The sequence below is a fragment of the Streptomyces sp. MMCC 100 genome (assembly GCF_041538145.2).
Classification (GTDB): domain Bacteria; phylum Actinomycetota; class Actinomycetes; order Streptomycetales; family Streptomycetaceae; genus Streptomyces.
In genome coordinates, this window is sequence record NZ_JBGORK020000001.1 from 7361250 (window position 1) to 7384694 (window position 23445).

The 23445-nt window shown below is 70.3% G+C and carries 20 protein-coding genes; 13 read left to right on the forward strand and 7 right to left on the reverse strand.

What is annotated here, in order from left to right; all coding sequences use genetic code 11:
* Positions 1–5 precede the first annotated feature (5 nt).
* From ABS735_RS34115 to ABS735_RS34150, 8 genes are all read left to right on the forward strand, one after another.
* Positions 6–419 carry a hypothetical protein gene (locus ABS735_RS34115; protein WP_373901303.1) on the forward strand — a complete coding sequence of 138 codons (414 nt, stop codon included), beginning with the start codon at positions 6–8 and terminating at the stop codon, positions 417–419.
* Entirely contained in the window at positions 406–1038 is a 633-nt protein-coding gene (locus ABS735_RS34120; protein ID WP_373901302.1) for a hypothetical protein, read from the forward strand. The genes ABS735_RS34115 and ABS735_RS34120 overlap by 14 nt, the downstream gene beginning before the upstream one ends.
* A gap of 37 nt (positions 1039–1075) precedes the next feature.
* Entirely contained in the window at positions 1076–1714 is a 639-nt protein-coding gene (locus ABS735_RS34125; RefSeq protein ID WP_373901300.1) for a hypothetical protein, read from the forward strand.
* 496 nt (positions 1715–2210) lie between these two features.
* A complete protein-coding gene (locus ABS735_RS34130) occupies positions 2211–2579 on the forward strand; it encodes a hypothetical protein (RefSeq protein ID WP_373901299.1) in 369 nt (122 codons plus the stop codon).
* 36 nt (positions 2580–2615) lie between these two features.
* A complete protein-coding gene (locus ABS735_RS34135; RefSeq protein ID WP_373901298.1) occupies positions 2616–2921 on the forward strand; it encodes a hypothetical protein in 306 nt (101 codons plus the stop codon).
* Positions 2922–2923: 2 nt separating this feature from the next.
* Positions 2924–4141: an enoyl-CoA hydratase/isomerase family protein gene (locus tag ABS735_RS34140; protein ID WP_373901297.1), complete on the forward strand. Its 1218-nt coding sequence runs from the start codon at positions 2924–2926 to the stop codon at positions 4139–4141.
* A 54-nt stretch (positions 4142–4195) separates the two neighbouring features.
* A complete protein-coding gene (locus ABS735_RS34145) occupies positions 4196–5110 on the forward strand; it encodes a hypothetical protein (protein WP_373901296.1) in 915 nt (304 codons plus the stop codon).
* A gap of 53 nt (positions 5111–5163) precedes the next feature.
* Positions 5164–5874, forward strand: a complete 711-nt coding sequence (locus ABS735_RS34150) for a hypothetical protein (RefSeq protein ID WP_373901295.1) — start codon at positions 5164–5166, stop codon at positions 5872–5874.
* A gap of 86 nt (positions 5875–5960) precedes the next feature.
* Here ABS735_RS34150 and ABS735_RS34155 read toward each other — a convergent pair whose 3' ends face one another.
* A complete protein-coding gene (locus tag ABS735_RS34155) occupies positions 5961–6263 on the reverse strand; it encodes a WXG100 family type VII secretion target (RefSeq protein ID WP_030145321.1) in 303 nt (100 codons plus the stop codon).
* 287 nt (positions 6264–6550) lie between these two features.
* Here ABS735_RS34155 and ABS735_RS34160 point away from each other — a divergent pair, with 287 nt between their 5' ends.
* Positions 6551–11128: an FtsK/SpoIIIE domain-containing protein gene (locus ABS735_RS34160; protein ID WP_373901294.1), complete on the forward strand. Its 4578-nt coding sequence runs from the start codon at positions 6551–6553 to the stop codon at positions 11126–11128.
* A gap of 326 nt (positions 11129–11454) precedes the next feature.
* On the opposite strand, the gene ABS735_RS34165 is transcribed toward ABS735_RS34160, so the two are convergent.
* Both ABS735_RS34165 and ABS735_RS34170 read right to left on the reverse strand, forming a co-directional pair.
* Positions 11455–13245, reverse strand: coding sequence for a serine/threonine-protein kinase (locus tag ABS735_RS34165; RefSeq protein ID WP_373903959.1), 1791 nt, complete (start codon positions 13243–13245; stop codon positions 11455–11457).
* 75 nt (positions 13246–13320) lie between these two features.
* Complete coding sequence (locus tag ABS735_RS34170; protein WP_373903960.1) at positions 13321–14169, reverse strand: menaquinone biosynthetic enzyme MqnA/MqnD family protein; 849 nt, start codon at positions 14167–14169, stop codon at positions 13321–13323.
* A 302-nt stretch (positions 14170–14471) separates the two neighbouring features.
* Here ABS735_RS34170 and ABS735_RS34175 point away from each other — a divergent pair, with 302 nt between their 5' ends.
* Together ABS735_RS34175 and ABS735_RS34180 are read left to right on the forward strand one after the other, a co-directional pair.
* Entirely contained in the window at positions 14472–14675 is a 204-nt protein-coding gene (locus ABS735_RS34175) for a cold-shock protein (RefSeq protein ID WP_003992177.1), read from the forward strand.
* Positions 14676–14827: 152 nt separating this feature from the next.
* Positions 14828–15472: a class I SAM-dependent DNA methyltransferase gene (locus ABS735_RS34180; protein WP_373903961.1), complete on the forward strand. Its 645-nt coding sequence runs from the start codon at positions 14828–14830 to the stop codon at positions 15470–15472.
* A 60-nt stretch (positions 15473–15532) separates the two neighbouring features.
* On the opposite strand, the gene ABS735_RS34185 is transcribed toward ABS735_RS34180, so the two are convergent.
* Together ABS735_RS34185 and ABS735_RS34190 are read right to left on the reverse strand one after the other, a co-directional pair.
* Positions 15533–17464 (reverse strand): AMP-dependent synthetase/ligase, encoded by a 1932-nt coding sequence (locus ABS735_RS34185; RefSeq protein ID WP_373903962.1) that lies wholly within the window; start codon positions 17462–17464, stop codon positions 15533–15535.
* A 223-nt stretch (positions 17465–17687) separates the two neighbouring features.
* Positions 17688–18965 (reverse strand): acetyl-CoA C-acetyltransferase, encoded by a 1278-nt coding sequence (locus ABS735_RS34190; protein ID WP_373904298.1) that lies wholly within the window; start codon positions 18963–18965, stop codon positions 17688–17690.
* Positions 18966–19110: 145 nt separating this feature from the next.
* Here ABS735_RS34190 and ABS735_RS34195 point away from each other — a divergent pair, with 145 nt between their 5' ends.
* Positions 19111–20433 (forward strand): 3-oxoacyl-ACP reductase, encoded by a 1323-nt coding sequence (locus ABS735_RS34195; RefSeq protein WP_373903963.1) that lies wholly within the window; start codon positions 19111–19113, stop codon positions 20431–20433.
* Positions 20433–21320, forward strand: a complete 888-nt coding sequence (locus tag ABS735_RS34200) for a MaoC family dehydratase (RefSeq protein WP_373903964.1) — start codon at positions 20433–20435, stop codon at positions 21318–21320. The genes ABS735_RS34195 and ABS735_RS34200 overlap by 1 nt, the downstream gene beginning before the upstream one ends.
* Here the strand turns inward: ABS735_RS34200 and ABS735_RS34205 are convergent.
* On the reverse strand, positions 21308–22006 hold the full coding sequence (locus ABS735_RS34205; RefSeq protein ID WP_373903965.1) for a TetR/AcrR family transcriptional regulator: 699 nt from the start codon (positions 22004–22006) through the stop codon (positions 21308–21310). The two genes, ABS735_RS34200 and ABS735_RS34205, sit on opposite strands and share 13 nt — an antisense overlap.
* 71 nt (positions 22007–22077) lie before the next feature.
* Positions 22078–23436, reverse strand: a complete 1359-nt coding sequence (locus ABS735_RS34210; RefSeq protein WP_373903966.1) for a dicarboxylate/amino acid:cation symporter — start codon at positions 23434–23436, stop codon at positions 22078–22080.
* Positions 23437–23445 lie beyond the last annotated feature (9 nt).

A 23445-nucleotide genomic window follows, 5' to 3' on the forward strand; every position in this document is an offset into this window, starting at 1 on the left:
CGAGCATGGACCTGAACTCGGCGCATCGCATTGCCGAGGCCGAAGCCGCACGCACCGGGCTCGGCACCGGACCTAACCGGCGACTCCGGCTGACGCTGTTCATCGGAATGCCACTGTTCCTGCCGGTATTGGGAATCATGATCCTGCTGCCGGAGCCACTGATGAACGACGTGCTCTACGTTTACGAGGCCGGGATCATCGGCTGCCTCCTGCACTACGTCTGGGTTTTCGTGAAGTACCCCCGGCACGCGGACCGGCCTCCTTACCTAACCCGGGACCTCGCCATGGGCGGCGGCTTCTTCCTGCCATCGCTCTTCTTCGGATTCTGGCTGGGCATGATCGCCGCCCCGGCGTGGGCGATTTTCGTAGGCGTTGCCTATGCCGTGGAAGTGACGCGGGGGCGCAATGACCACCGCTGAGCACCGTCGACCCCCGAACGGTTTCAACCTGGTGCCGCCACCCGGCTGGGATGTAATTCCGCTGCACACGGGCACCAAGGAAGCAATGGACCACATCGTCCGCAAGGCCGTCGCGCAACTGCCCGTGGGCTTCCCCAAGGACGACATTCCGAAGGCCCGACTGAAGCTCACTCAGGAGATGAAGAAGGTAGTGCGCCGGGCCAGGGCCAAGGGGGGAATGACCCTCTACCTCCCCACCGAACGCTTTCACGGCGTCGCACTGCCCGTTTCGATAGTGGCCTCCGAGCCGATCGAAGTTCCACGTGTTAGGCCTGCCAGCGGCCCGGACGCGGTCCTGGCCACGCTCGCCTCCGTGACTCCGGGTGCCGTGACGCGCACGCTCGATGACACCGCAGCCCTTCGCTCGGAGCGAGAGGTACCTGCCGACGTAGCCCAGGGCGTCGACGTCGCACACCGCCGGGTCGAGTACTTCGTTCCGGTCCCGGACAGCACCCCCGACCGGTACCTGGCCTTCTCCTTCAGCGCCCTGATCGCGCCCGGCTCGGATCCCGCCTTCTATGACATCCTCGTGGAGTTGTTCGATGCTGTGATGGGCACCTTCCGCTGGAGCTACGCCTGAAGGATTTCTCTGCCGGCCACGAAGAAAGAGACCACTCATGTCCGACGGCAGCCTGTGGAGCACCGATCTCGGCGCCCCACTCCACATCGACACGGATGCCAACCCAGACCTCTGGGGCTATCTTCATCTCCAGATCGACAAGAAGAACTTCAAGGAGTGGCTGGACCTGCACCTGACCGGCCTGGCCGCCATCCACGGCATCGCACTCACCCGCAGACTCCGCCGATTCCACAAGGACTTCTACGAGCAGACAATCGTCACGCTCCGGGACAAGCTCCAGGCCGATGAGGCGTTTATCTACCACCCCGTTCCGCTGACCTACATGCCGCTGGTCATGCACGCCACCCGCTTCCACTGCGAGGCGCATGACCTGTCATCCTGCGAGGGACACACCGCGTTCACTGTGCCGCACCCGGAGATCCCCGAGTGGCAGCAGCGAACCGGCAGCACTCCTTTCGCATCCCCACACCTGGGCACGGACGGGACGCGAGTCACCCGCTCTTACCCTGCGGACAGCAACATCATGATGACCTCGGTGACATACCACTGGCACACCCAGCCCGGCCTCCCAGACGTCGTACTGCGTGGGCACCACGACGATCCGGAAGTGATCGCCGCGGCAATGGAGGCACTGGACGACTTCGCGCGGACTCTCCGGCTTCCCGGGACGGACTGACCAACTGCCGGAGGCCGGCTCAACGGGTGAGACGGTCGCTACTGTCGCGAACCGGCCGACTTTAAGAGCGCAATCTCCGACGGAAACAACAAGCATGGGCCCGCTCAACAACAGACTGCTCAGTAGGGGCATCGGCCGGATCCACGAAGGAAACCGCCTGAAGGATGCCCCGGTCATGTCGACGCGCCGACGCTTTCCCCCAATGCTGCTGCCGCATTGGGGAACCTACTACAAGGTGGCAGTGGGGGGTGGCTGTGACCGTTGCCATCGCAGACGCCACCGATAAGAGACCTGGCGAAAGCCTTGCCCTCCCTCACAGACCGTTCGGTCAATGGCCCTGTCTCTCCTGCTGGAATTCAACACGCAGTATCTGACTGAACCCGAACCCGGAGTGAGGCCCGCAGGCCATTGACGCCGACGAGCCTGATTTCCTGTCCGTACCCTGCGCAAACTGCCCGCCGACCCCGAGCGGGGCGTCGACGTCCCCTCCTGGCAGGTGCAGTACACGGTGCCGATCCCGCACAGCGCCCCGGCCACGTGGCTGACGTTCTCCTTCAGCACGCTGATAGCCCCCGACATGGACACCGAATTCACCGAGACACCGGTCGAACTGTTCGACGCCGTGATGACCACCTTACGCCGGAGCCACACACCAGGAGGCGAACTGCACCTGAGCATGCTCGCGGAGCCCGTTCCCGGGACGGCGGAGGCCAGCGAGCGGGTGGAGACCACACCCTTCGACTCCCCGCAAGGCGCGTGCGGCCGCGAAAGCCGTCCGAGGGCGAGGTCTGAACTGGGTCTGCGGTGCGGGAAGCTTGACTCGTTCGCGGTGGTGAACCGGGCGACTGATCGATACGGTCGGTGAGCTTGCCCCCAAAGCCCGGAGGGACCCGACCGCCGTATGAGCGACCTGACACTCGACGACACCATCTTCCAGCACCTGAAGGAGACGTTCTCCACCATCAGCGACCGCATGGAAGCCACGCGCCGGACCTTGCGCGGCACCGACGCCTCGGCTGTCGGTGAACCCAAACTCATCGACGACGTCCAGGACTTCGCCGATGAGTGGGGCTACGGGATCAAGCAGCTGGGCAAGCACACGCAAGGCGCCGTAAAGATGATCAACCACATCGGCGACACGTTCAGCGACCTCGACCTGGAGTTGGCGGAGTCCCTCAAAGCCGCCAAGGCCAAGAAGGGGAAGTAGACGTGGCCGGTACGCGTCCAGCGTTCCCCAACATAGGCTGGGACCCTACCCCGGGGGATGTCGAGGACACCCGCGACCTCGCCAAGAAGCTCGGCGGTCTGGCCAGTGACCTGGGCACCGCGGTGAGAGAACTCGAGCGCATCGAATGCGGCGCCTGGAAGGGCAAGACCGCGATCGCGTTCACCGAGTACATCGGCGAGGACGTCACCCCGCTCATCCGCAAGAGCTTCGAGTCCTTCGACAAGGCTTCACGCGCGTTGCACCGTTGGTCCAACGAGCTGAAGGAGTTCCAGGACGAGGCGACCCGGCTGGAGAAGTCGGCCGGCGAGAAGCTCGACGCGAAGTCCGACGCCGAGGCCAAGGCCGACGGCAAGGGCAGCAAGGAGCTCGGTGAGGCGTCCAGCGCAGTCGACGGCGTCATCCAGAAGGTCCACGACCTGGAGGAACGCTTCAGGGAGGCGGCCCGCAGTATCGGAAAGGAGTTGGACAAGGCCGCCGACATCGCGCCCAACGAGCCCGGCTTCTGGGACAAACTCGGCAAGGGCATCGCCGACGCGTGGGACGCCACCGGCGACTGGCTGAAGGAACACGCGGACCTGATCAAGGCGATCGGCGACGTACTCAGCGACATCACAGCGGTACTGGGCATGCTGGCCATCGTGACCCTCCCGTTCCCACCCCTCTCGGCGATCTTCGGAACGGCCGCACTCATCGGCGCCGGGTTGTCACTGGCGACTCACGGAGTGGCGAAGGCAGCCGGTGCCGACGTGGGCTGGGCACAGATCGGTCTCGACGCCGTGGGGCTGCTGCCGGGCATCGGCATGCTCGGCAAGGGCGCGAAGGTCGTCGGGGCGGCCAAAGCGGCCTCTACTGCGAGCAGACTGGGTAAAGGATTCAAAGCCACCGAAATCGGCAGAGCACGCGTGGTGCTTTCCTTCGGAAAGGAATCCGCCAATATCACGGGAGGTCTGGGCAAGGCCGGGCTGGTGAAGATCGGCGGCTTCTCCGACGAGGTTTTCGAGGTCGCGCACTCGAGCAGTGGTCTGATGTCTCGCATGGGCGGCCTGTCCTACGCCGGCTACCACCCGGGGCAGTTGATCGGAACCAAGGGTGCGAACCTGATACCGGGCGTGAATCTGGAACCCTTCAGTGCTGCCGGGATAGCGCTGGACGCCGGCCTCAAGGTCGCTCCGAAGATCTATGGGCACGTGACCGACTGACGTTCCGGAGGAGCACATCACTGCCATGTCCGCCAAGGAGAAGGAACGACGGCCATGACCCTCTGGCTACCCCCGCAGGGAGAGACCTTCCTCGCTCGCGCCCCCGTCGTGTTCGCCTCCGGCGCGGCTATGCGCGTCAGGGGAAAGCGTTGGTTTCGCGACACGGAGCGCAACGACATCCAGGGACAGCTGCCCGGCTGGCCGAAAGGACCGACGTACACGGCGCGGTCGGCACCGAAGGCGGGTGCGCTGAACACGCTCAAGGGCACGGCGATCGCTGCGGTCACCCTGGCATGGGGAGCGCTGTCCTCCCAAGGCGGGAGTGTCGGCGGGCCGTCCGGGGGGACTGGTGCGGACTTCTCTCACGACCGCGCAGACGAGGTCGAGGACTTTCCGGTCATCTGGGCCGCTCCGGACGCCAAGGCCCGTACGCTGCCGTGGCAGTTGGATCCGGCACGGTCCTCTCCCGATCACTACCGCACGCACGCGGTCGTCACAGACCGTCGGTTGGTGATCGTCGGGTTTCCGTACGTCAAGGGAGACGACACCCTCATCGACGACGAACATCTGTGGGAGATTCCGCGGTCCGACATAAGAAGCGTGGAGTTGCGCGACTTCAAGGTCGGCAACGACGTCAAGATCACCTTCACGGACGATTCGTGGTGCCGGTTCAGTAGCGTGAAACGAGAGAGACTGACTCGTTATCTCATCGAGCCGCTCGACTTCATCCCGCTGGACCGACTGACACCCACTCAACGCGAGACTGCGGAACGGTTCGCGTCGGCACAGGCACCAGACGCCCAGGCGCCCCTCGTCAAGCAGAACACCTGTGGCTGCCTTCGCATCGAGGTACTCGCTCCCAGCACGGTTCACGCCTTTTTTGGACACTCCGGCCTGAATACAGTGATGGATGCGGACGGCACCGAACTCAGCCTGACGGAATACCATCCGGATGACTTTCTCACCTGACAAGGTTCTGGATTCCGTGTCTCACACTGGACAGGAACGGCACATTACTTCTCATGACGTCCGACATATCCATTCCGCACGCCATACCTCTCAGGAACGGCCTTCCGCCTCTCTGGTTCATCGTCCCTGAGGGGTTCTTCGCCCTTCCACTGGATGCCACCCCTGAGGGACGCGTGGAGAGCGCGTCGGCGCTGGTACGGGAATTGTATTCTCGCGGTGACGAACACCTGTGGGAGTCCGCTGCCCCGTACTATGCGGCCGTAGGGGAGCTGATGGCGTCCACAGGTCTTTCTTATGCCGCTATGGGTCTGTTCTCCACCGCCGAGCACGACGCGACCTCGGATGCGGACCAAGGGGTGCGGTACGAACCTGCCGAGGGCGTCGCTCACTGCGCCTTCACCGTGGGAATCATCCCGACCGACCAGTCCGAGGCGGACACCGACGTGGTCGCGCAGGGCATCCTCGCGGCGTTGTCCGGCGACCCGTACAACAACGCCATCTGGGTCGATCTCCCCTGCGGCCCGGCGGTCTCGTGCATCACCCTGCGCGAGTACCCCGTCAACGCGGCGGCCACGAGCGACTCCGAGGAGACGAAGCTCCTCACCGGCCAGATCCAGGTGCACGTCCCGTTTCCCACAGGCCCGTACACGGCGGTGTTCACCCTCAACACACCGTCCATGGACCACTGGACCGAGATCTACCGACTCATGTCAGCCGTTCTCCGGACACTCTCGTTCGACGACCCTCTCGGTGACCAGGACTGAGCTGAATCGCCGACGGGGACGCGGCCCCCGGGACCAGGTCCCGAGGGCCGCTCCAAGCGAGAACGTCCATGCCTACCGGCAAGGAGTCACTTGCTCCGCGCCTGCTTCGCCAGTTCCTCGTCGATCTGCTCGAACTTGTCGGCGGCCGTGGTGAGGTAGTCGCCCATGCCGTCGAGGCCGTCGAGGGTGTCCTTGGCGCCGCGGGTGAACTCGTCGAAGTTGTCGTCGAAGGCCTTGGAGGAGGACTTCGTGACGTAGCCCGACTCGACCAGGTTCGCGATGTACTTGCGGAGGCCGTCGAGCTTCTCCTGGAGCTTTTCCTTCTCCTTCACGACATGCTTGGCGGCATCCCGCATGTCCTGATATGTGATGTCAAGGTCTTTGGCCATGAAGCCGCTTCCTCTCACAACGCCGCAGGGCCAACCCCCGTGGCTCCTTCGTTTGCGGACCGAACCGGCGCACCGGTTACGCCGGTCGTATGTCACGACCGGTGTGATCGTCCGCTCTTGAGGCAGCAGCTTACGGGGGAGGCCACTGGTGTCACATCCCTGCATTGCCAACGGGAACGTCCGGTCACCTCCCTGTTGCCGGACCGCGACACCCAGCGGATATCGTCGCCTGGACTGTGAGTCGTGGTGTGGAAGCGGCCGCAGGGGCTCGCCTGGGGAGGACAAGCGTGCGACTGACCCTGACCGTCGTCGATCCGTACGGCGGTGGCACCGCCGACGTCGTGCTCGACGCCGATCCCGAGTCCACCGTCGGGGACATCGCCGAGGAGCTGGCCAAGCAGGTCGGGGTCGCGGGTGCGCAGGTCATTCCCATCGGGCATCAGAGCCACGGCGGGGGCGGCAGCGCGCCGCTCGTCTACGTCGACGGGTACGCCGTCGATCCGTCCGCCACGGTCATCGGGTCGCCGTTGCGCGAGGGCGCCGTCGTCAGTCTGCAGGATCCGTCCGGGTGTCTGCCCGGGGAGCCCACCGGACTCGTGGAGTTGCGGGTCGTGGGCGGCCCCGGGGCCGGGTTCGTGCACCGGCTCGGGGTCGGGAAGTACGACATCGGGAGCGGGCCGGCCGCGTACGTCCGCATCGAGGACCCCGAGGTCGACGCCCGCGCCCTCACCCTCTCCGTCGCCACCGACGGGACCTGCAAGGTCGCCGTGCACGGCGACAAGGAGGGCGTCACTCTCGACGGGGAGCCCGTCAAGGACCGGGACGGGGACGACTGGCCGCTCGGGGGGCAGATAGCGGTCGGGAACTCGCTCGTCGAGCTGGCCCGGTACGCGCCGCCCAACGCCGCGCTCAAGTGGTCCGAGGACGGGGTGGGACTGGATTACAACCGGCCGCCGCGGCTGCGTCCGGCCGAGCGGCAGACCAACTTCCGGCTGCCCTCGCCGCCCCGCGAGTACGAGGCCCGGCCGCTGCCCTGGCTGATGGCCTTGACGCCGCTCGTCGGTGCCGTGGTCGCCGTGGTGGTGTTCGGGCGCTGGTACTACCTGATCATGGCGGGGCTCAGCCCGATCCTTCTGTTCGCCAACTACTTCAACGACAAGAAGCACGGGCGCAAGTCCCATGCCAAGCAGGTCAAGGAGTACGAGGAGCAGAAGGCGCGGATCGAGAAGGACGCGCAGGACGCGCTGGTCGCCGAACGGGACGATCGGCGGCAGGCCATTCCCGACCCGGCGGTCGTCCTGTCCATCGGGACCGGGCCGCGCACCCGGCTCTGGGAGCGGCGGCGGACCGATCGGGACCATCTGCTGCTGCGGGTGGGGACCGGGCAGCTGCCGTCCGAGGTCGTGCTCGACGATCCCGAGCAGGACGACCACCGGCGCCAGGTCACCTGGAAGATCGAGGACGCTCCCGTGGCGCTGTCGCTGCGCCAACTCGGGGTCGTCGGCATCGCGGGGCCCGGGGACTCGGCGCGGTCGCTGGGACGGTGGGCCGTGGCACAGACCGCCGCGCTGCACAGCCCGATGGACGTGCAGTTCTACGTGCTGAGCGAGAACTCCGCGCAGAGTGAATGGGACTGGGTGCGCTGGCTGCCGCACTCCCGGCCCTCCGGGGGCCAGGACGTCAACGTCCTCATCGGCACCGACGCCGAGACCGTCGGCGCCCGCATCGGCGAGCTGACGCAGATCCTCGACGCCCGCAAGAAGGCCGCCGAGCAGAAGGGCAGCGGCGCGCAGGGGTCCAGTTTCGCCGATCCGGACATCGTGGTGGTGTGGGACGGGTCGCGGCGGCTGCGGTCGTTGCCGGGTGTCGTACGGCTGTTGCGGGAAGGGCCCGCCGTGTCGATGTTCGCCGTCTGCCTCGACGCCGAGGAGCGGTTCCTGCCGGGTGAGTGCCAGGCGTTCGTCGTCGCCGAGCCCAAGGCCGAGGAGAGCGGGCGGCGGCAGCGGGACGAGCAGGTGCAACCCTCGCAACAGGTCGCGGGCGGCTTCCCGTCCTTCCAGGCGTGGCACGCCAACGCCCCCGCCGAGCCCGAGCAGCGGGCCCGTACCGAGAAGCTGCGGCTGCGGGTCGAGGAGGCGGGGGTCGAGCGGATCACGGACGTACGGCCCGACTTCGTCACGCCCGCCTGGTGCCTGCGGCTGGCACGGTCGCTGTCCGCGCTGCGCGACATCAGCGGCGAGACCGAGGACTCCGCGCTCCCCGGCGCCAGCCGGCTGCTCGACGTGCTCCAGCTGGAGCCGCCGACGGCCGACGCGATCGGCGCGCGCTGGCGGATGGGCGGCCAGTCGACGATGGCCGTCATCGGCGAGTCGTACGACGGCCCGTTCGGCATCGACATGCGCAAGGACGGGCCGCACGGCCTCATCGCCGGTACCACCGGTTCCGGCAAGTCGGAGCTGCTGCAGACCATCGTGGCGGCCCTCGCCGTCGCGAACACACCCGAGAACATGACCTTCGTCCTCGTCGACTACAAGGGCGGGTCCGCGTTCAAGGACTGTGTGAAGCTGCCGCACACCGTCGGCATGGTGACCGACCTCGACGCGCATCTCGTCGAGCGGGCGCTGGAGTCGCTGGGCGCCGAGCTGAAGCGGCGCGAGCACATCCTCGCCGCCGCCGACGCCAAGGACATCGAGGACTACCAGGATCTGGTGAGGAGGGACCCCTCGCACGCTCCGGTGCCCCGACTGCTCATCGTCATCGACGAGTTCGCCTCCATGGTGCGTGACCTGCCCGACTTCGTGACCGGGCTCGTCAACATCGCCCAGCGAGGGCGTTCCCTCGGCATCCACCTGCTGCTCGCCACCCAGCGGCCCAGCGGTGTCGTCTCCCCCGAGATCCGCGCCAACACCAACCTCCGGATCGCGCTGCGCGTGACCGACGGCGGCGAGTCGTCCGACGTCATCGACTCGCCCGAGGCCGGGCACATCTCCAAGAACACCCCGGGCCGCGCCTACGTACGGCTGGGGCACTCCTCCCTCGTTCCCTTCCAGTCGGGGCGCGTCGGTGGCCGTCGGCCCGGCGCCGCCGACCCCGCGGCGCTCGCGCCCTGGGTCGGACCGCTGGGCTGGGAGGACCTGGGCCGGGCGGCGCTGACCAAGCCGAAGACCGAGTCCCGCGAGGACGACGAGATCACCGACCTCAAGGTGCTGGTCGACGCGGTGCGCGACGCCAACCGGTCGTTGGGCATCCCCGCCCAGCACAGCCCGTGGCTGCCGGCCCTGGACGAGAAGCTGCTGCTGGACGAGATCGAGGTCCCGGCGCTCGCCGGCGCCGCCCCGGGCAAGCTGCCGCCCGCCCCGTACGGCATCGAGGACCTGCCCTCCGACCAGGCCCGCCGCCCGGTCGTCGTCGACTTCGCGAGCTTCGGCCATCTGATGATCGGCGGTGCTCCGCGCAGCGGCCGTTCCCAGGTGCTGCGCACCATCGCGGGTTCGCTGGCCCGCACCCACTCCACCGCCGACGTCCATCTGTACGGCATCGACTGCGGCAACGGCGCCCTCAACGCGCTGACCCGGCTCCCGCACTGCGGCGCGGTCGTCAGCCGCAACCAGACCGAGCGCGTCGTACGGCTCGTCAACCGGCTCAAGGGCGAACTGTCGCGCCGTCAGGACCTGCTGGCCGACTCCGGGTTCGCGGACATCGGTGAGCAGCGGGCCTCGGTGGAGGAGGACGAGCGGCTGCCGCACATCGTCGTGCTCCTGGACCGCTGGGAGGGGTGGGTGCCTACCCTCGGCGAGGTCGACCACGGCTCGCTGACCGACGAGTTGCAGACGATGATGCGCGAGGGTGCCAGCGTCGGCATCCACCTGGTCCTGACCGGTGACCGCACGCTGCTCGTGGGCCGTATCGCGACGCTCACCGAGGACAAGTACGGCCTGCGTCTGGCCGACCGCAGCGACTTCGCCTCGCTCGGCATCCCGGCCCGCAAGGTGCCCGAGGAGATCCCGCCGGGCCGTGCCTTCCGCAACGAGGCCGGTACGGAGACGCAGTTCGCGCTGCTCTCCGAGGACACCACCGGCCAGGGCCAGGCGGCGGCGATCACGGCGATCGGCGAGGCCGCCACGGCGCGCGACGCCGACGTGCCGCGCGCCCGGCGTCCGTTCCGCGTCGACAGCCTGCCCAGCCGGATCTCCTTCCCCGAGGCCTGGGAGATGCGCGATCCGGAGGCGTCCCGCTCCAAGCTGTGGGCGCTGATCGGCATCGGCGGCGACGAGATCGTCGGCTTCGGCCCCGACCTCGCCGACGGCGTGCCGTCCTTCGTCATCGCGGGACCGGCCAAGTCCGGCCGCTCCACGGTGCTGATGAACGTCGCCCAGTCCCTCCTCGCCCAGGGCACCCGCCTGGTCGTCGCGGCGCCCCGCCAGTCGCCGGTGCGTCAACTGGACGGCGCGGAAGGCGTGCTGAAGGTCTTCACCGGGGACGACATCGACGAGGACGAGTTCGAGGAGCTGATCGAGGGGGCGAGCCTGGAGGAGCCCATCGCCGTCCTCGTCGACGACGGCGAGATCCTCGAGGACTGCGACGCCGAGAGCCAGATGAAGAAGATCGTCTCCCGGGGTGCCGAACGCGGCCTCGCCCTCGTCATCGCCGGTGACGAGGAGGACGTGTGCAGCGGCTTCTCCGGCTGGCAGGTCGACGCGAAGAAGGCCCGCCGCGGCATCCTGCTCTCCCCGCAGGAGTCCTCCAGCGGCGACCTCATCGGGCTGCGCATCTCGCGCCAGATGGTCGGCGGCCAGGTCACGCCGGGCAAGGGCATGCTGCACCTCGGCGACGGGGAGCTGCGCACAGTCGTGGTGCCGGGCTGAGCCGGTGGGAGGCGGGGGCGGCCCCTGGCCGCGTTCCTCGCCTCCTGCCGCCCCCGCTACCCCCGGGCTCCCCCGTTATGTTCTTCGCGGTCCTGCAAGAGGGCCGCTGGCCTCCGGGCCCGGCATGGCTGGTCCCCCCTGTCGGACCGATGACCTGGGGGGTGGTGCCACCGGGCCCGAGAGGCGCCGTTGGAGACACACAGGCCCTCCTCCGGCTCGCTCGACAACGGATCAACGTGCTGTTCGCGATGCTCCGCGACGGCACCTTCTACGAACCCAGAACCCCGCGCCTCGCTTGACGAAAGACATAGAGGCACCCCCCCCCGCTACCCGGTCTTCGACAGCCGCGCCTTCGGCCGTCCCGACTCCTCGCTCTTCGACGCGTAGTCGAGGTCGTCGCCGACCGGAGTGAAGGTGACCGTGGTGGGCGCGGGGTTGCAGCCGTCGTGGTTGCCCTCGGCGCCGACGGACCCGGCGACGATCTGCTTCTCCGTCACCTTCTTGAGGGTGATCACGTCCACGCAGACGCCGCCCAGCGCGTCGGTCTGGCGGAGCCTGCCCAGCTCCTGGCCTACCTTCACCTGCTTGATGGTGATCCGGAAGGTGCCCAGCGGCAGCTTGCCGTCCAGGGCGGCGGCCTGTCCCTCCCAGGTGCCGACGTAGCGCGCGGGCAGCCCGCCGGAGGTGGCGGCGGGCGGCTCGTGGGAGGTGTCGCCGCCGGCGTTGTTCGCGTCGTTGCCCGAGCCGGGCAGCAGGTCAAGGACGAACACCGACCCCACGGTCACCGCCGCCAGCGCTCCCGCCACCGCCAGTGCCACGGTGCAGCTGATCCGCCGGCCGCGTCCCTGGGCGGCCTGCGTCGAGGTCGCCGCGACAGAGAGGGCGAGCCTGCCGGGCGGGTGCCCCGTGCCCGGCCCGGCACCCGCGGCGCCGCCCGGCCCCGCACCCGCGGCGCCGCCCGGCTCGGCGTCCCTCGGGCCGGGGACGGCCGAGGAGGAGGACGGGGACGGGGCCGACGACGGGAGCGACGACGACGGCGCCGTGGGCGGCGGCATCACCGGCGGCGGACCGAAGGCACCGGCGGCCGAAGGCGCCGCCACGCCCTGCGGTCCCGGCGAAGCACCAGCATCCGCCCCGTGCTCCCCGCCCGCCGTGACCGACGGCCGGCTGAACCCCACCGGACCCGACGCCTCCCCCGCGAACGCCCCCGGCCCCGCCTCCGCCGCCTCCAGGTTCAGCAGCTGTACGGCGCTCCGGCTGACCCGCTCCACCAGCGCCCCCGGCAGCCAGCCGCCGGTCACCAGGCGGGCCGCGCCCTCGGGGGCCAGGCACCGGGCCACCTCCTCGGGGGCCGGGCGGGCGGCCGGGTCCTTGGCCAGGCAGGACGCGACCAGCTCGCGGAGCTCCCCGTCCAGGCCGTCGAGCCGCGGCTCCTCGTGGACGACCTTGTAGAGCAGCGCGGCCGACGAGTCCCCGGGGAAGGGCGGCTGCCCCGTCGTCGCGTACGCCAGCACGGCGCCCAGCGAGAAGACGTCGGCCGCCCCGGTCACACCCTTGCCGAGGATCTGCTCGGGGGACATGTAGCCGGGCGAGCCGATGGACACGCCCGTGGAGGTGAGGGAGGCCGTGCCCTCCGTGGCGCGCGCGATGCCGAAGTCGATCAGGAGGGGGCCGTCGAGGGTGAGGAGGACGTTGGACGGCTTCACGTCGCGGTGGACGAGGCCCAGCTCGTGCACGGCGGACAGCGCCTCGCCCAGGCCCGCGCCGAGCGCCCGTACCGAGTGGGCGGGCAGCGGGCCGCCGTCCGCGACGGCCGCGGTCAGGGACGGACCGGCCGCGTACGCCGTGGCGACCCACGGCACGCGCGCCTCGGGGTCCGCGTCCAGTACCGGTGCGGTCCAGGCGCCGCCGACCCGGCGTGCGGCGTCCACCTCGCGCCGGAACCGGGCCCGGAACTCCTCGTCCAGCGCGAAGTGCGGGTGCACGATCTTCACCGCGACCGTGCGGCCCCCGGCACTGCGGCCCAGGTAGACCCGGCCCATGCCGCCGGAGCCCAGCCGGCCGAGCAGCCGGTAAGGCCCCACGACAGTGGGTTCGTCGACATCGAGCGGCCGCATGGCGTCCACCCCTCCCCCGTACGCCGGTACCTCCCAGCAGGGTAGTGCGCCGCCCGTGCCGGCACCCCGGGCGTGTCAGGGCTGGAGCAGCTCCACCCTCACGTCCGCCGGGAAGCCCGTGGTGGGGCCGACGCGGCGGGCGAACTCGGTGACCGCTTCCAGCTGCGGACCTCCGAAGCGGAAGTCGAGCGTGGTGAAGTACTTCGCCAGGGTGTCCTCGTCGAAGGCCTCCCAGCGGGCGGCCTGCTCCGCGACCTTGTCCACCTCCTCCAGGGAGAGGTCGCGGGAGGCCAGGAAGGCCTCGTGCACCTTGCGGGCGATGACCGGCTCGCGCTCCACGTAGTCCCGTCGGGCCGCCCAGACCGCGAAGACGAACGGCAGGCCCGTCCACTCCTTCCACAGGGCGCCCAGGTCGTGCACGTCGAGGCCGTAGCGCGGGCCGTCGATCATGTTGGCGCGCAGGGCCGCGTCCCCGATGAGGACGGCCGCGTCGGCCTCCTGCATCATCAGGCTCAGGTCCGGCGGGCAGGTGTAGTAGTCCGGCTGGACGCCGAACCGTTCCGCCAGGAGGAGCTGGGCGAGGCGTACGGAGGTGCGCGAGGTCGACCCGAGGGCGACCCGGGCAGCGTCCAGGCGGTCCAGCGGGACCTGCGAGACGATCACGCACGACATCACCGGGCCGTCGCAGCCGACGGCGATGTCGGGGAGGGCGACGAGGTCGTCGGCGTTCTTGAGGAATTCGACCAGGGTGACGGGACCGATGTCGAGATCGCCGCGCACCAGCTGCTCGCTGAGCTTCTCCGGGGTGTCCTTCGTCAGCTCGAAGTCGAGGAGCGTGCCTGTTCTCGCGAGCCCCCAGTACAGGGGCAGGCAGTTCAGGAACTGGATGTGGCCGACGCGCGGCCGGGTGCGAGAATTGTCCACATCGCGAGGCTAGCCCTCCCCCGGCATCCGCCCGTCGCCGACCCCCGGCGCCGTCGGGCGTCAGCCGAACGGCTCAGGCGTTCAAACGTCCGGGTGAAGTGATCTTGGCCTCTGTTGCGCTCGGGTGCCTGCGTGCTAGGCTCACAGCAAGTTGCAGTTTGGTTTCCCTTGCAGTACAGAGCCTGCGGAGCATGTGACCGCGGGCTCTCGTCGTTCTCAGACGTATGCAGTTGTGCGGCATTCAAAGTCTTCACACTTGCTGGTTCTGGAGCAGGGCAACCCTTTGGGCCCAAGGAGGGCTTATGGCTACCGGAACCGTGAAGTGGTTCAACGCCGAAAAGGGCTTTGGTTTCATCGCCCAGGAAGGCGGCGGCCCCGACGTCTTCGTCCACTACTCCGCGATCAACGCGAGCGGCTTCCGCTCCCTCGAGGAGAACCAGCAGGTGTCCTTCGACGTCACGCAGGGCCCCAAGGGTCCGCAGGCGGAGAATGTCACTCCTGTCTGATTGACAGCAGTACCCAAGGAGCCCCGCGCCGTTTTTCGGTGACGGGGCTCCTGCCTTTATGAATGCTCCGTGAATTTTCCCGCCGGAGCCGAGCTGTCAGTGGCTGTCAACGGCTGTCAGTGGCTGTCAGTGGCCGCCAGTAGGGTCCGCTCATGACCATCGACCCCGCCTTCGTGGCCACCACCCGGGCCTTCTACGACGCCGTCGCCGAGGACTACCACGCCCGCTTCCGCACCGTGCTCGACGACGCCCCGCTGGACCGGGCGCTGATGGGCGCCTTCGCCGAGCTGGTGGGGCCGGAGGGCCAGGTGGCCGACCTCGGCTGCGGGCCCGGCCTGGTCACCGCGCACCTCGCCTCGCTGGGCCTGCGGGTCTTCGGCCTCGACCTGTCCGCCTCGATGCTCGCGATCGCGCGCCGCGAGAACCCCGGGCTGCGGTTCGAGCAGGGGTCCATGCTGGACCTGGACCTGCCCGACGGCGCCCTCGCGGGGGCCGTCTCCTGGTACTCGTCGATCCACACGCCGTGGGAGCGGCTGCCGGACCTCTTCGGGGAGGTCCGGCGCGTGCTGGCCCCGGGCGGGCACCTTCTGCTCGGCTTCCAGGTCGGCGACGAGCCCCGCCACCACGACCGGCCGTGGGGCCACCCGGTCGCCCTGGACTTCGAACGGCGGCGGCCCGAGCCGATGGCCGGGCTGCTGGAGCAGGCCGGGTTCACCGTGCTGTCCCGGACGGTGCGGATCACCGAGGAGACCACCGTGGCGCAGGTCCCGCAGGCCTGTCTCATCGCCCGCCGCTGAGCACGCAGTCGTTCAGGCAGTCGTTCAGGCAGCCGTTCACGCAGCCGTTCACGCAGCCGTTCACCGGCCGTCGTACAGCGCCTCCACGGCTCCCGCGAAGTCCCGCATGATCACCTCGCGCCGCAGTTTCATGGAGGGGGTCAGATGGCCCTCCCACTCGGTGAAGTCCCTGGGCAGGATCGCGAAGCGGCGGATGGACTCCGGGCGGGAGACCAGCTTGTTGGCCTCGTCGACCGCCCGCTGGAGCACCGCGTGGACCTCCTCGTCGTCCACCAGCAGCTCCGGCGGCACCGGGTGCTTGCCGTTCATGCGGCGCCAGTGGGTGAGGCCGTCGGCGTCGAGGGTGAACAGGGCGGAGACGTAGGGGCGGCGGTCGCCCAGCACGATGCACTGGGAGATCAGGGGGTGGGAGCGCAGCCAGTTCTCCAGCGGGGCCGGGGCGACGCTCTTGCCGCCCGCGGTGATCAGCAGCTCCTTCTTGCGGCCGGTGATCGTCAGATAGCCCTCGTCGTCCAGGCTGCCGATGTCGCCGGTGGCGAACCAGCCGTCGGGGGCGGCCGGGACCACGCCGCCCGCCTGGGGGTCCCAGTAGCCGTGCAGGACCTGCTCGCCGGCGACGAGGATCTCGCCGTCGGCGGCTATCCGGACGCGGGTGCCGGGCAGCGGCCAGCCGACCGTGCCCAGGCGCGGCTTGAGCGGGGGCGTGACGGTGGCCGCGGCGGTGGTCTCGGTGAGGCCGTAGCCCTCGAAGATCTCGATGCCGGCCCCGGCGTAGAAGGCGGCCAGGCGGCGGCCGAGCGGGGAGCCGCCGCAGATGGCGTACTTGACCCGGCCGCCCATGGCGCTCCGGATCTTCCGGTAGACGAGCGGGTCGTAGAAGGACCGGGCGGTCTTCAGGCCGCGGCCGGGGCCACCGCCCGTGCCCAGCTGGCGGGCCTCCTTGGCCTCGCCGTAGCGCACCGCCACCGAGACGGCGCGGTCGAAGGCCGAGGCCCGGCCGCCGGACTCCGCCTTGGCGCGGGCGCTGTTGAAGACCTTCTCCAGCATGTACGGGATGGTCAGCAGGCAGGTCGGGCGGAAGGCCGCCAGGTCGGGGAGCAGGTCCTCGGGCTTCAGGCTCGGCGCGTGGCCCAGGCGGACCCGGGCGCGGACGCAGGCCACGGCGACCATGCGGCCGAAGACGTGGGACATCGGGAGGAAGAGCAGGATCGAGGGTTCCTCGCCGGTCTCCGCCTTGAAGACGGGGTAGAGCAGCTCGATCGCGTTGTCGACCTCGGCGAAGAAGTTGCCGTGGGTCAGCACGCAGCCCTTGGGGCGGCCGGTCGTGCCCGAGGTGTAGATCAAGGTGGCGAGCGTGCTCGGGCCGAGCATGCCGCGGCGCACCTCCACCTCCGCGTCGGGCACCCGCGCGCCCAGCTCCGCGAGCCGCTCCACGTGCCCCTTCTCCATGACCCACAGGTGCTTGAGGTCGGGCATGCGGTCCAGCTCGGGGCCGAGGGCGGCGGCCTGCGCGGTGGTCTCGGTGACCAGGGTGACGGCGCCGGAGTCCTGGAGGATCCAGCGGGTCTGGAAGAGGGAGGAGGTCGGGTAGACGGGGACCGTGACCAGGCCGGCCGCCCACGCGGCGAAGTCCAGCAGCGTCCACTCGTACGTCGTCCGCGCCATGATCGCGATCCGGTCCCCCGGCGTCAGGCCCTCGGCGATCATGCCCTTGGCGACGGCCAGCACCTGCCCGGCGAACTCGGCCGCCGTCACGTCGGACCAGTCGCCCTCCGGTGAGCGGCGGCTGAGGACCACCTGGCCCGGTACCGCCGCCGCGTTGTCGAAGGGCAGGTCGGCGAGGGAGCCTCGGCGCACCGGGGGCGCGAACGGCGGTACGTACGCCTCCCGTACGGCCCCGTCCAGCATCCGCGTCTCTGGCGCCACCAGGGTGGGGCCGGGCGAGTCGGCGTAGGCGGCGGACGCGGCGAAGGAGGGAAGCGGGGTGGACACGGGCGGCTCCTGGGACGTGCAGCAAAGACACTGCTTCTGCTGTCGCTGCTCTGCTGCATGACGTACGTGCCTCGCGCGCCGAGGCGTTCATCGCCGGTTCCGCGGACAGGGGTTACCGGCGGTCAGTTCCGCGATCGTACGGCGCTCACGTGGGGAGTTGGTGCGCGTTCCGGGATCTTCCCGCGCCGGACGTGTGCAGTGTTGAGAGTTACCTGAGGGTAAGTCACGTTCGTTCCAGTACGGCCGTGACGCCCTGGCCGCCCGCCGCGCAGACGGAGATCAGGCCGCGTCCCGGTCCCTCCCGCTCGGCGAGCAGCGTGGCCAGCGTCGCCACGATCCGGGCGCCTGTCGCCGCGAAGGGGTGGCCGGTGGCGAGGGAGGAGCCTGCCACGTTCAGGCGGGCCCGGTCCACCGGGGCCAGGCCCCGCTTCTCCCAGGCGGCCAGCGTGGCCAGTACCTGGGACGCGAACGCCTCGTGGATCTCGACGAGGTCGAAGTCCCCGATCCCGAGCCCGGCCCGCTCCAGCATCCGCGGAACCGCGTAGGCCGGGGCCATCAGCAACCCGTCCTCGCCACCGGCCGCGTCCCCGCCGACGAAGTCCACGGCCGCCGTCTCGTACGCCGTGAGGTAGGCGAGGGGTTGGATGCCCCGGGCCTCGGCCCACTCCTCGCTCGCCAGCAGCACCGTCGCCGCGCCGTCCGTCAGGGGCGTGGAGTTGCCCGCCGTCATGGTGGGCCCGGGGGCGTCGAGCCCGAACACCGGCTTGAGCGCGGCCAGTTTCTCCGCCGTCGAGCCGGGGCGCAGGTTCTGGTCGCGGGCCAGGCCCCGGAAGGGGATCACCAGGTCCTGGAAGAGGCCGCGTTCGTACGCCGCCGCCAGTCGCTGGTGGCTCGCGGCGGCCAGCGCGTCCTGTTCCTCCCGGGTGATGCCCCACCGGCGTGCGGTGACCGCGGCGTGCTCGCCCATCGACAGACCGGTGCGCGGCTCGGCGTTGCGGGGGATGTCGGGGACCAGGTGCCCCGGGCGGACCTTGGCCAGGGCCTTCAGTCTGCCGCCGGTGGACTTCGCCCGGCGGGCCTCCAGCAGGATGCGGCGCAGCCGGTCGTTGACGCCGAGCGGCGCGTCGCTCGCGGTGTCGGCGCCGCCCGCGATCGCCGATTCGGTCTGGCCGAGGGCGATCTTGTTGGCGGCGGCGATCACGGCCTGGAGACCGGTCCCGCAGGCCTGCTGGATGTCGTAGGCGGGGGTGCGCGGGTCGAGTGCCGAGCCGAGGACGGTCTCGCGGGCGAGGTTGAAGTCGCGGCTGTGCTTGAGGACCGCGCCGGCCACGAACTCGCCGACCGCGCCCGGTTCCTGGAGGCCGTGCCGCTCGACCAGGCCGTCGAGGGCCGCCGTGAGCATCTCCTGGTTGGAGGCGGTGGCGTACGGCCCGTCGGAGCGGGCGAAGGGGACGCGCGCGCCGCCGAGGACCGCGACGCGGCGCGCGGGCTGCGCTGCCAGAGGGCTCCTCTCGACCTGCTCCTCACCCGTGCCATAGGCTTACCTCCGGTAACCTTACTCCAGAGTAAGCAGTTGTGGGCACGGTGAGCCAGGAGAGCACCACAGCCGACCTCTGGACCACGTCGCAGCCGCCTGGGAGACAGACATGGCCGACCGCTATCTCAGCTTCACCGGCACCGCACCCGGCCGTTTCCTCACCCGCCGACTGGGGCTGCCGCAGCCCGCGGAGCTCCGGCGGGACGCGCTCGACGGCGGCCTGCTCCACCTCACGGCCGGCAAGTCGGACCTCGACCTCGCGCCCGTCCTGGCCCGCACGGGCCTGCCGCGGGACGAGGACGGCCGGCCCGCCGCCGTCGTCCTCGACGCCACCGGCGTACGGGACGTCGACGCACTCGCCGAGGTGCACGCCGCGCTGCACCCCGTCGTACGGTCCGTCGCCGCGAGCGGCCGCGTGGTGGTGCTCGGCGCCCCGCTCGACCCGGCCGACCACCACCAGGCCGCCGTCCAGCAGGCGTTGGAGGGGTTCACGCGCTCGCTCGGCAAGGAGATCGGGCGGGGCAGAACGGTCAACCTCGTACGGCTCACCGACGCGGCGCCCGCCGAGTCCACCCTCCGCTTCCTCCTCTCCCCCGCCTCCGCCTACGTCAGCGGCCAGGTGATCGAGGTCGGTACGGCGGCCGCGGACGGAACCGGGGACGGGACCGGGACCGCGGACGCCGCCCCCGACGACTGGACGCTGCCGCTCGCCGGGCGCACCGCCCTGGTCACCGGCGCCGCGCGGGGCATCGGCGCGGCGGTCGCCGAGACGCTGGCCGGGCAGGGCGCCCAGGTCGTGGTCCTCGACGTACCGGAGGCCCAGGACGCGGCACGCCGGGCCGCCGAACGCCTCGGCGGCACCGCCCTCGCCCTCGACATCACGGCCGCCGACGCGGGCGAGCGCATCGCCGCCGCGCTGCCCGGCGGACTCGACATCCTGATCCACAACGCCGGCGTCACCCGCGACCGGCGCCTGGTCAACATGCCCGCCGAACGCTGGAGTTCCGTGCTCGACGTCAACCTCGCGAGCGTCCTGCGCACCACGGACGCGCTGCTCGCGGCGGGCGCGGTCAACCGGGGCGGCCGGATCGTGGCGACGGCCTCCATCGCCGGGCTCGCGGGCAACGCGGGCCAAACCAACTACGGCGCCAGCAAGGCGGGCATCGTCGGCCTGGTCCGCTCCCTCGCTCCCCGCGCCCTCGCCGAGCACGGGGTGACGGTGAACGCGGTGGCGCCGGGGTTCATCGAGACGAAGATGACGGCGGCGGTCCCGCTCTTCATCCGCGAGGCCGGCCGCCGCATGAACTCCCTCGCCCAGGGCGGCCTGCCCGTCGACGTCGCCGAGACGACCGCCTGGCTCGCCCACCCGGCCTCCGGCGCGGTCAACGGCCAGGTCGTACGGGTCTGCGGCCAGAGCCTGCTGGGGGCGTGATGACCACCTCGACGCCCGCCACCGCCACACTCACCAGCGTCCCCGCCCTCGCGCCGCTGCTCGCGCGCGGCGCGCTGCGCTCCCCCCTCAAGCGCCCCCGCCCGGACGCGGACTTCCCCCGCACCCGGCTGGTACTGCCCGGCCTGCGCGTGGACCTCGCGCGGCTCGCGGCGTACGAGCGGGTGTGCGGGTTCTCGACCGGCGCGGACGCGCTGCCGGTGACGTATCCACACGTACTGGGCTTCCCGATGGCCATGCGCCTGATGAGCGGCCGGGACTTCCCGCTGCCCCTGCTCGGGCTCGTCCACACCTCGATCGGCATCACCCGGCGGGCCGCCATGCCCGCGTCCGCAGCGTACGAACTCACCGTGTACGTCGAGGCACTGGCCCCGCACCGGCGCGGCACCGAGGCGTCGGTGGTCACGGAACTGCGCGCCGGCGCCGATGTCGTATGGGAGTCCCGCAGCACGTACCTGGCCCGGCACCGCACCACCGTGCGTCCCACCGCCGAGGAGGCTCCCTCGGGAAACCGGGAGCCCCTTCCCGCCCGCGCCGAGTGGCGCCTCGCCGGTGACACCGGGCGGCGCTACGGTGCCGCGTCCGGGGACCGCAACCCGATCCACCTGCACCCGCTCACCGCCCGCCTGTTCGGCTTCCCGCGGGCCATCGCGCACGGCATGTGGACCGTGGCCCGGTGTCTCGCCGAGCACGGGACACCGGACGCGACCGTGGTGCGGGCGGAGTTCCGGACACCGGTGCTGCTGCCGGGGACGGTGACGTACGGGGCCGGGGACGGTGAGGGCGGCGCGGGTGGCCGGTTCGAACTGCGCGGCACCCGTGGCGGGAGGCTGCACCTGTCCGGCGAGGTCGGGCCCTACCCGGCCTGAACCGGGACCGCCTGATCCACCGCCTCCGCCGGCTCCTGCCCGGACTCCTCCGGCGGGGACCACGGCCGCCCCGTCATCAGGTCGCCCAGGCCGGCCCAGGCGAAGTTCATCAGGGTCGCCGCCGCCTGCTTGGCGGTGACACCCTCGGTGGCGCCCGCCCAGTCGGCGAGCGACTCGGCGGCGCCGACCAGCGCCTCGGCCAGCCCGGCGACCTCGCCCTCGGGCAGGTGCGGGTCCCGGTGCGCGTCACGCGCCGCGGCGGCGATCAGCTGCGTCACGAACGCGACGATCTCCTCTCGCATCACCGCGACCTCGGCGGCGAACCGCTCGCCGTGCGTACGGGCGTGCAGGTGCAGCACCCGCCAGGCGTCCGGATGCCGCGCGGTGTGGGTGAAGAACGCCCGCAGCCCCGACCAGAGTTGTCCGTCGGCGGGCAGCCCCGGTCGCACGCCGGCCCGCACCGCCTCGGTGAGGGCGCGGGCCTCGCGGCTGATGCAGGCGCTGAAGAGGTCGTCCTTCGAGTTCAGGTACAGATACACCAGCGGCTTGGACACGCCCGCCAGTTCGGCGATCTCGTCCATCGACGCCGCCATGTACCCGCGCCTGCCGAAGACGCTCACGGCGGCGTCCAGCATCTGCTGCTCACGGACCGCACGCGGCATCCGCTTGGTCTTCCCTGCACCCATGCGAATCAGCGTACGGTCCGTGCGGTGGTGATCAGGACGTCAGCGCGACGCCGACGCCCCGATCACGACGGTCAGGCGGCGACCGGAACCGGCTCCGACGCCTGCTTGTCCCGCTCCGGCTCGTCGAGCGGCGAGGCGTGCGCCTCGTCGTACGCCTTGCGGTCGAGCAGCCCCTCGCGGGCCGAGACGATCACCGGTACGAGCGCTTGGCCGGCCACGTTGGTCGCCGTGCGCATCATGTCCAGGATCGGGTCGATGGCCAGGAGGAGGCCGACCCCCTCCATGGGCAGGCCCAGGGTGGAGAGGGTCAGGGTGAGCATGACCGTGGCGCCGGTGAGGCCGGCCGTGGCGGCGGATCCGACCACCGAGACGAAGGCGATCAGCAGGTAGTCGCCGATGCCGAGCTGGATGTCGAAGATCTGCGCGACGAAGATCGCGGCGATCGCCGGGTAGATCGCGGCGCAGCCGTCCATCTTGGTCGTCGCGCCGAACGGCACGGCGAAGGACGCGTACTCCTTGGGGACGCCGAGGCGCTCGGTGACCTTCTGGGTCAGCGGCATGGTGCCGACGGAGGAGCGGGAGACGAAGGCCAGCTGGATGGCGGGCCAGGCGCCCTTGAAGAACTGGAGCGGGCTGGCCTTGGCGACGGTGGCGAGCAGCGTCGGGTAGACCACGAACATCACGATGGCGCAGCCGACGTAGATGTCGGCAGTGAAGGTGGCGTACTTGCCGATGAGGTCCCAGCCGTAGGTGGCGATGGCCTTGCCGATGAGGCCGACGGTGCCGAGCGGGGCGAGGCGGATGACCCACCACAGGGCCTTCTGGAGGAGTTCGAGGACCGACTCGCTCAGGTTCAGGATCGGCTGGGCCTTCTCGCCGAGCTGGAGGGCGGCGATACCGGCGACGGCGGCCATGAAGACGATCTGCAGGACGTTCAGCTCGGTGAACGGCGTGATGACGTCGGTCGGCACGATGCCGGTCAGGAAGTCGATCCAGGACCCGGTGTGTTCGGGCTCGGCGCCGTCGGCCGCGGTGAGGCCGGTGCCGGCGCCGGGGTTGGTGACCAGGCCGATGACGAGGCCGATGGCCACCGCGATCAGCGACGTGATCATGAACCAGAGGAGGGTGCGGGACGCCAGGCGGGCCGCGTTGTTGACCTTCCGCAGGTTGGTGATCGAGACGAGGATCGCGAAGAAGACCAGCGGTGCGACGGCCAGCTTCAGCAGGCCGATGAAGGTGTCACCGACCTTCTCCAGGGTGGTGACCAGCCAGGATATGTCCTGGCTGCGGGCCAGCCAGCCCAGCAGGACACCGAGGACGAGACCGGCCAGTATCTGGGTCCAGAAGGGCACCTTGAGGTACTGCGGGAACTTCTTGGACTTCGCGGGCTTCGCCGCGGCAGACGCTGAAGACTCTGAGGACACGGACATGCTCCGTAG

Coding starts and splice junctions, on each gene's coding strand:
- ABS735_RS34145 (WP_373901296.1), top strand. CDS start 4,196: ATGACCCTCTGGCTACCCCCGCAGGGAGAGACCTTCCTCGCTCGCGCC.
- ABS735_RS34195 (WP_373903963.1), top strand. CDS start 19,111: ATGGCCGACCGCTATCTCAGCTTCACCGGCACCGCACCCGGCCGTTTC.
- ABS735_RS34165 (WP_373903959.1), bottom strand. CDS start 13,245: ATGCGGCCGCTCGATGTCGACGAACCCACTGTCGTGGGGCCTTACCGG.
- ABS735_RS34125 (WP_373901300.1), top strand. CDS start 1,076: ATGTCCGACGGCAGCCTGTGGAGCACCGATCTCGGCGCCCCACTCCAC.
- ABS735_RS34210 (WP_373903966.1), bottom strand. CDS start 23,436: ATGTCCGTGTCCTCAGAGTCTTCAGCGTCTGCCGCGGCGAAGCCCGCG.
- ABS735_RS34200 (WP_373903964.1), top strand. CDS start 20,433: ATGACCACCTCGACGCCCGCCACCGCCACACTCACCAGCGTCCCCGCC.
- ABS735_RS34150 (WP_373901295.1), top strand. CDS start 5,164: ATGACGTCCGACATATCCATTCCGCACGCCATACCTCTCAGGAACGGC.
- ABS735_RS34115 (WP_373901303.1), top strand. CDS start 6: ATGGACCTGAACTCGGCGCATCGCATTGCCGAGGCCGAAGCCGCACGC.
- ABS735_RS34120 (WP_373901302.1), top strand. CDS start 406: ATGACCACCGCTGAGCACCGTCGACCCCCGAACGGTTTCAACCTGGTG.
- ABS735_RS34175 (WP_003992177.1), top strand. CDS start 14,472: ATGGCTACCGGAACCGTGAAGTGGTTCAACGCCGAAAAGGGCTTTGGT.
- ABS735_RS34180 (WP_373903961.1), top strand. CDS start 14,828: ATGACCATCGACCCCGCCTTCGTGGCCACCACCCGGGCCTTCTACGAC.
- ABS735_RS34205 (WP_373903965.1), bottom strand. CDS start 22,006: ATGGGTGCAGGGAAGACCAAGCGGATGCCGCGTGCGGTCCGTGAGCAG.
- ABS735_RS34135 (WP_373901298.1), top strand. CDS start 2,616: ATGAGCGACCTGACACTCGACGACACCATCTTCCAGCACCTGAAGGAG.
- ABS735_RS34155 (WP_030145321.1), bottom strand. CDS start 6,263: ATGGCCAAAGACCTTGACATCACATATCAGGACATGCGGGATGCCGCC.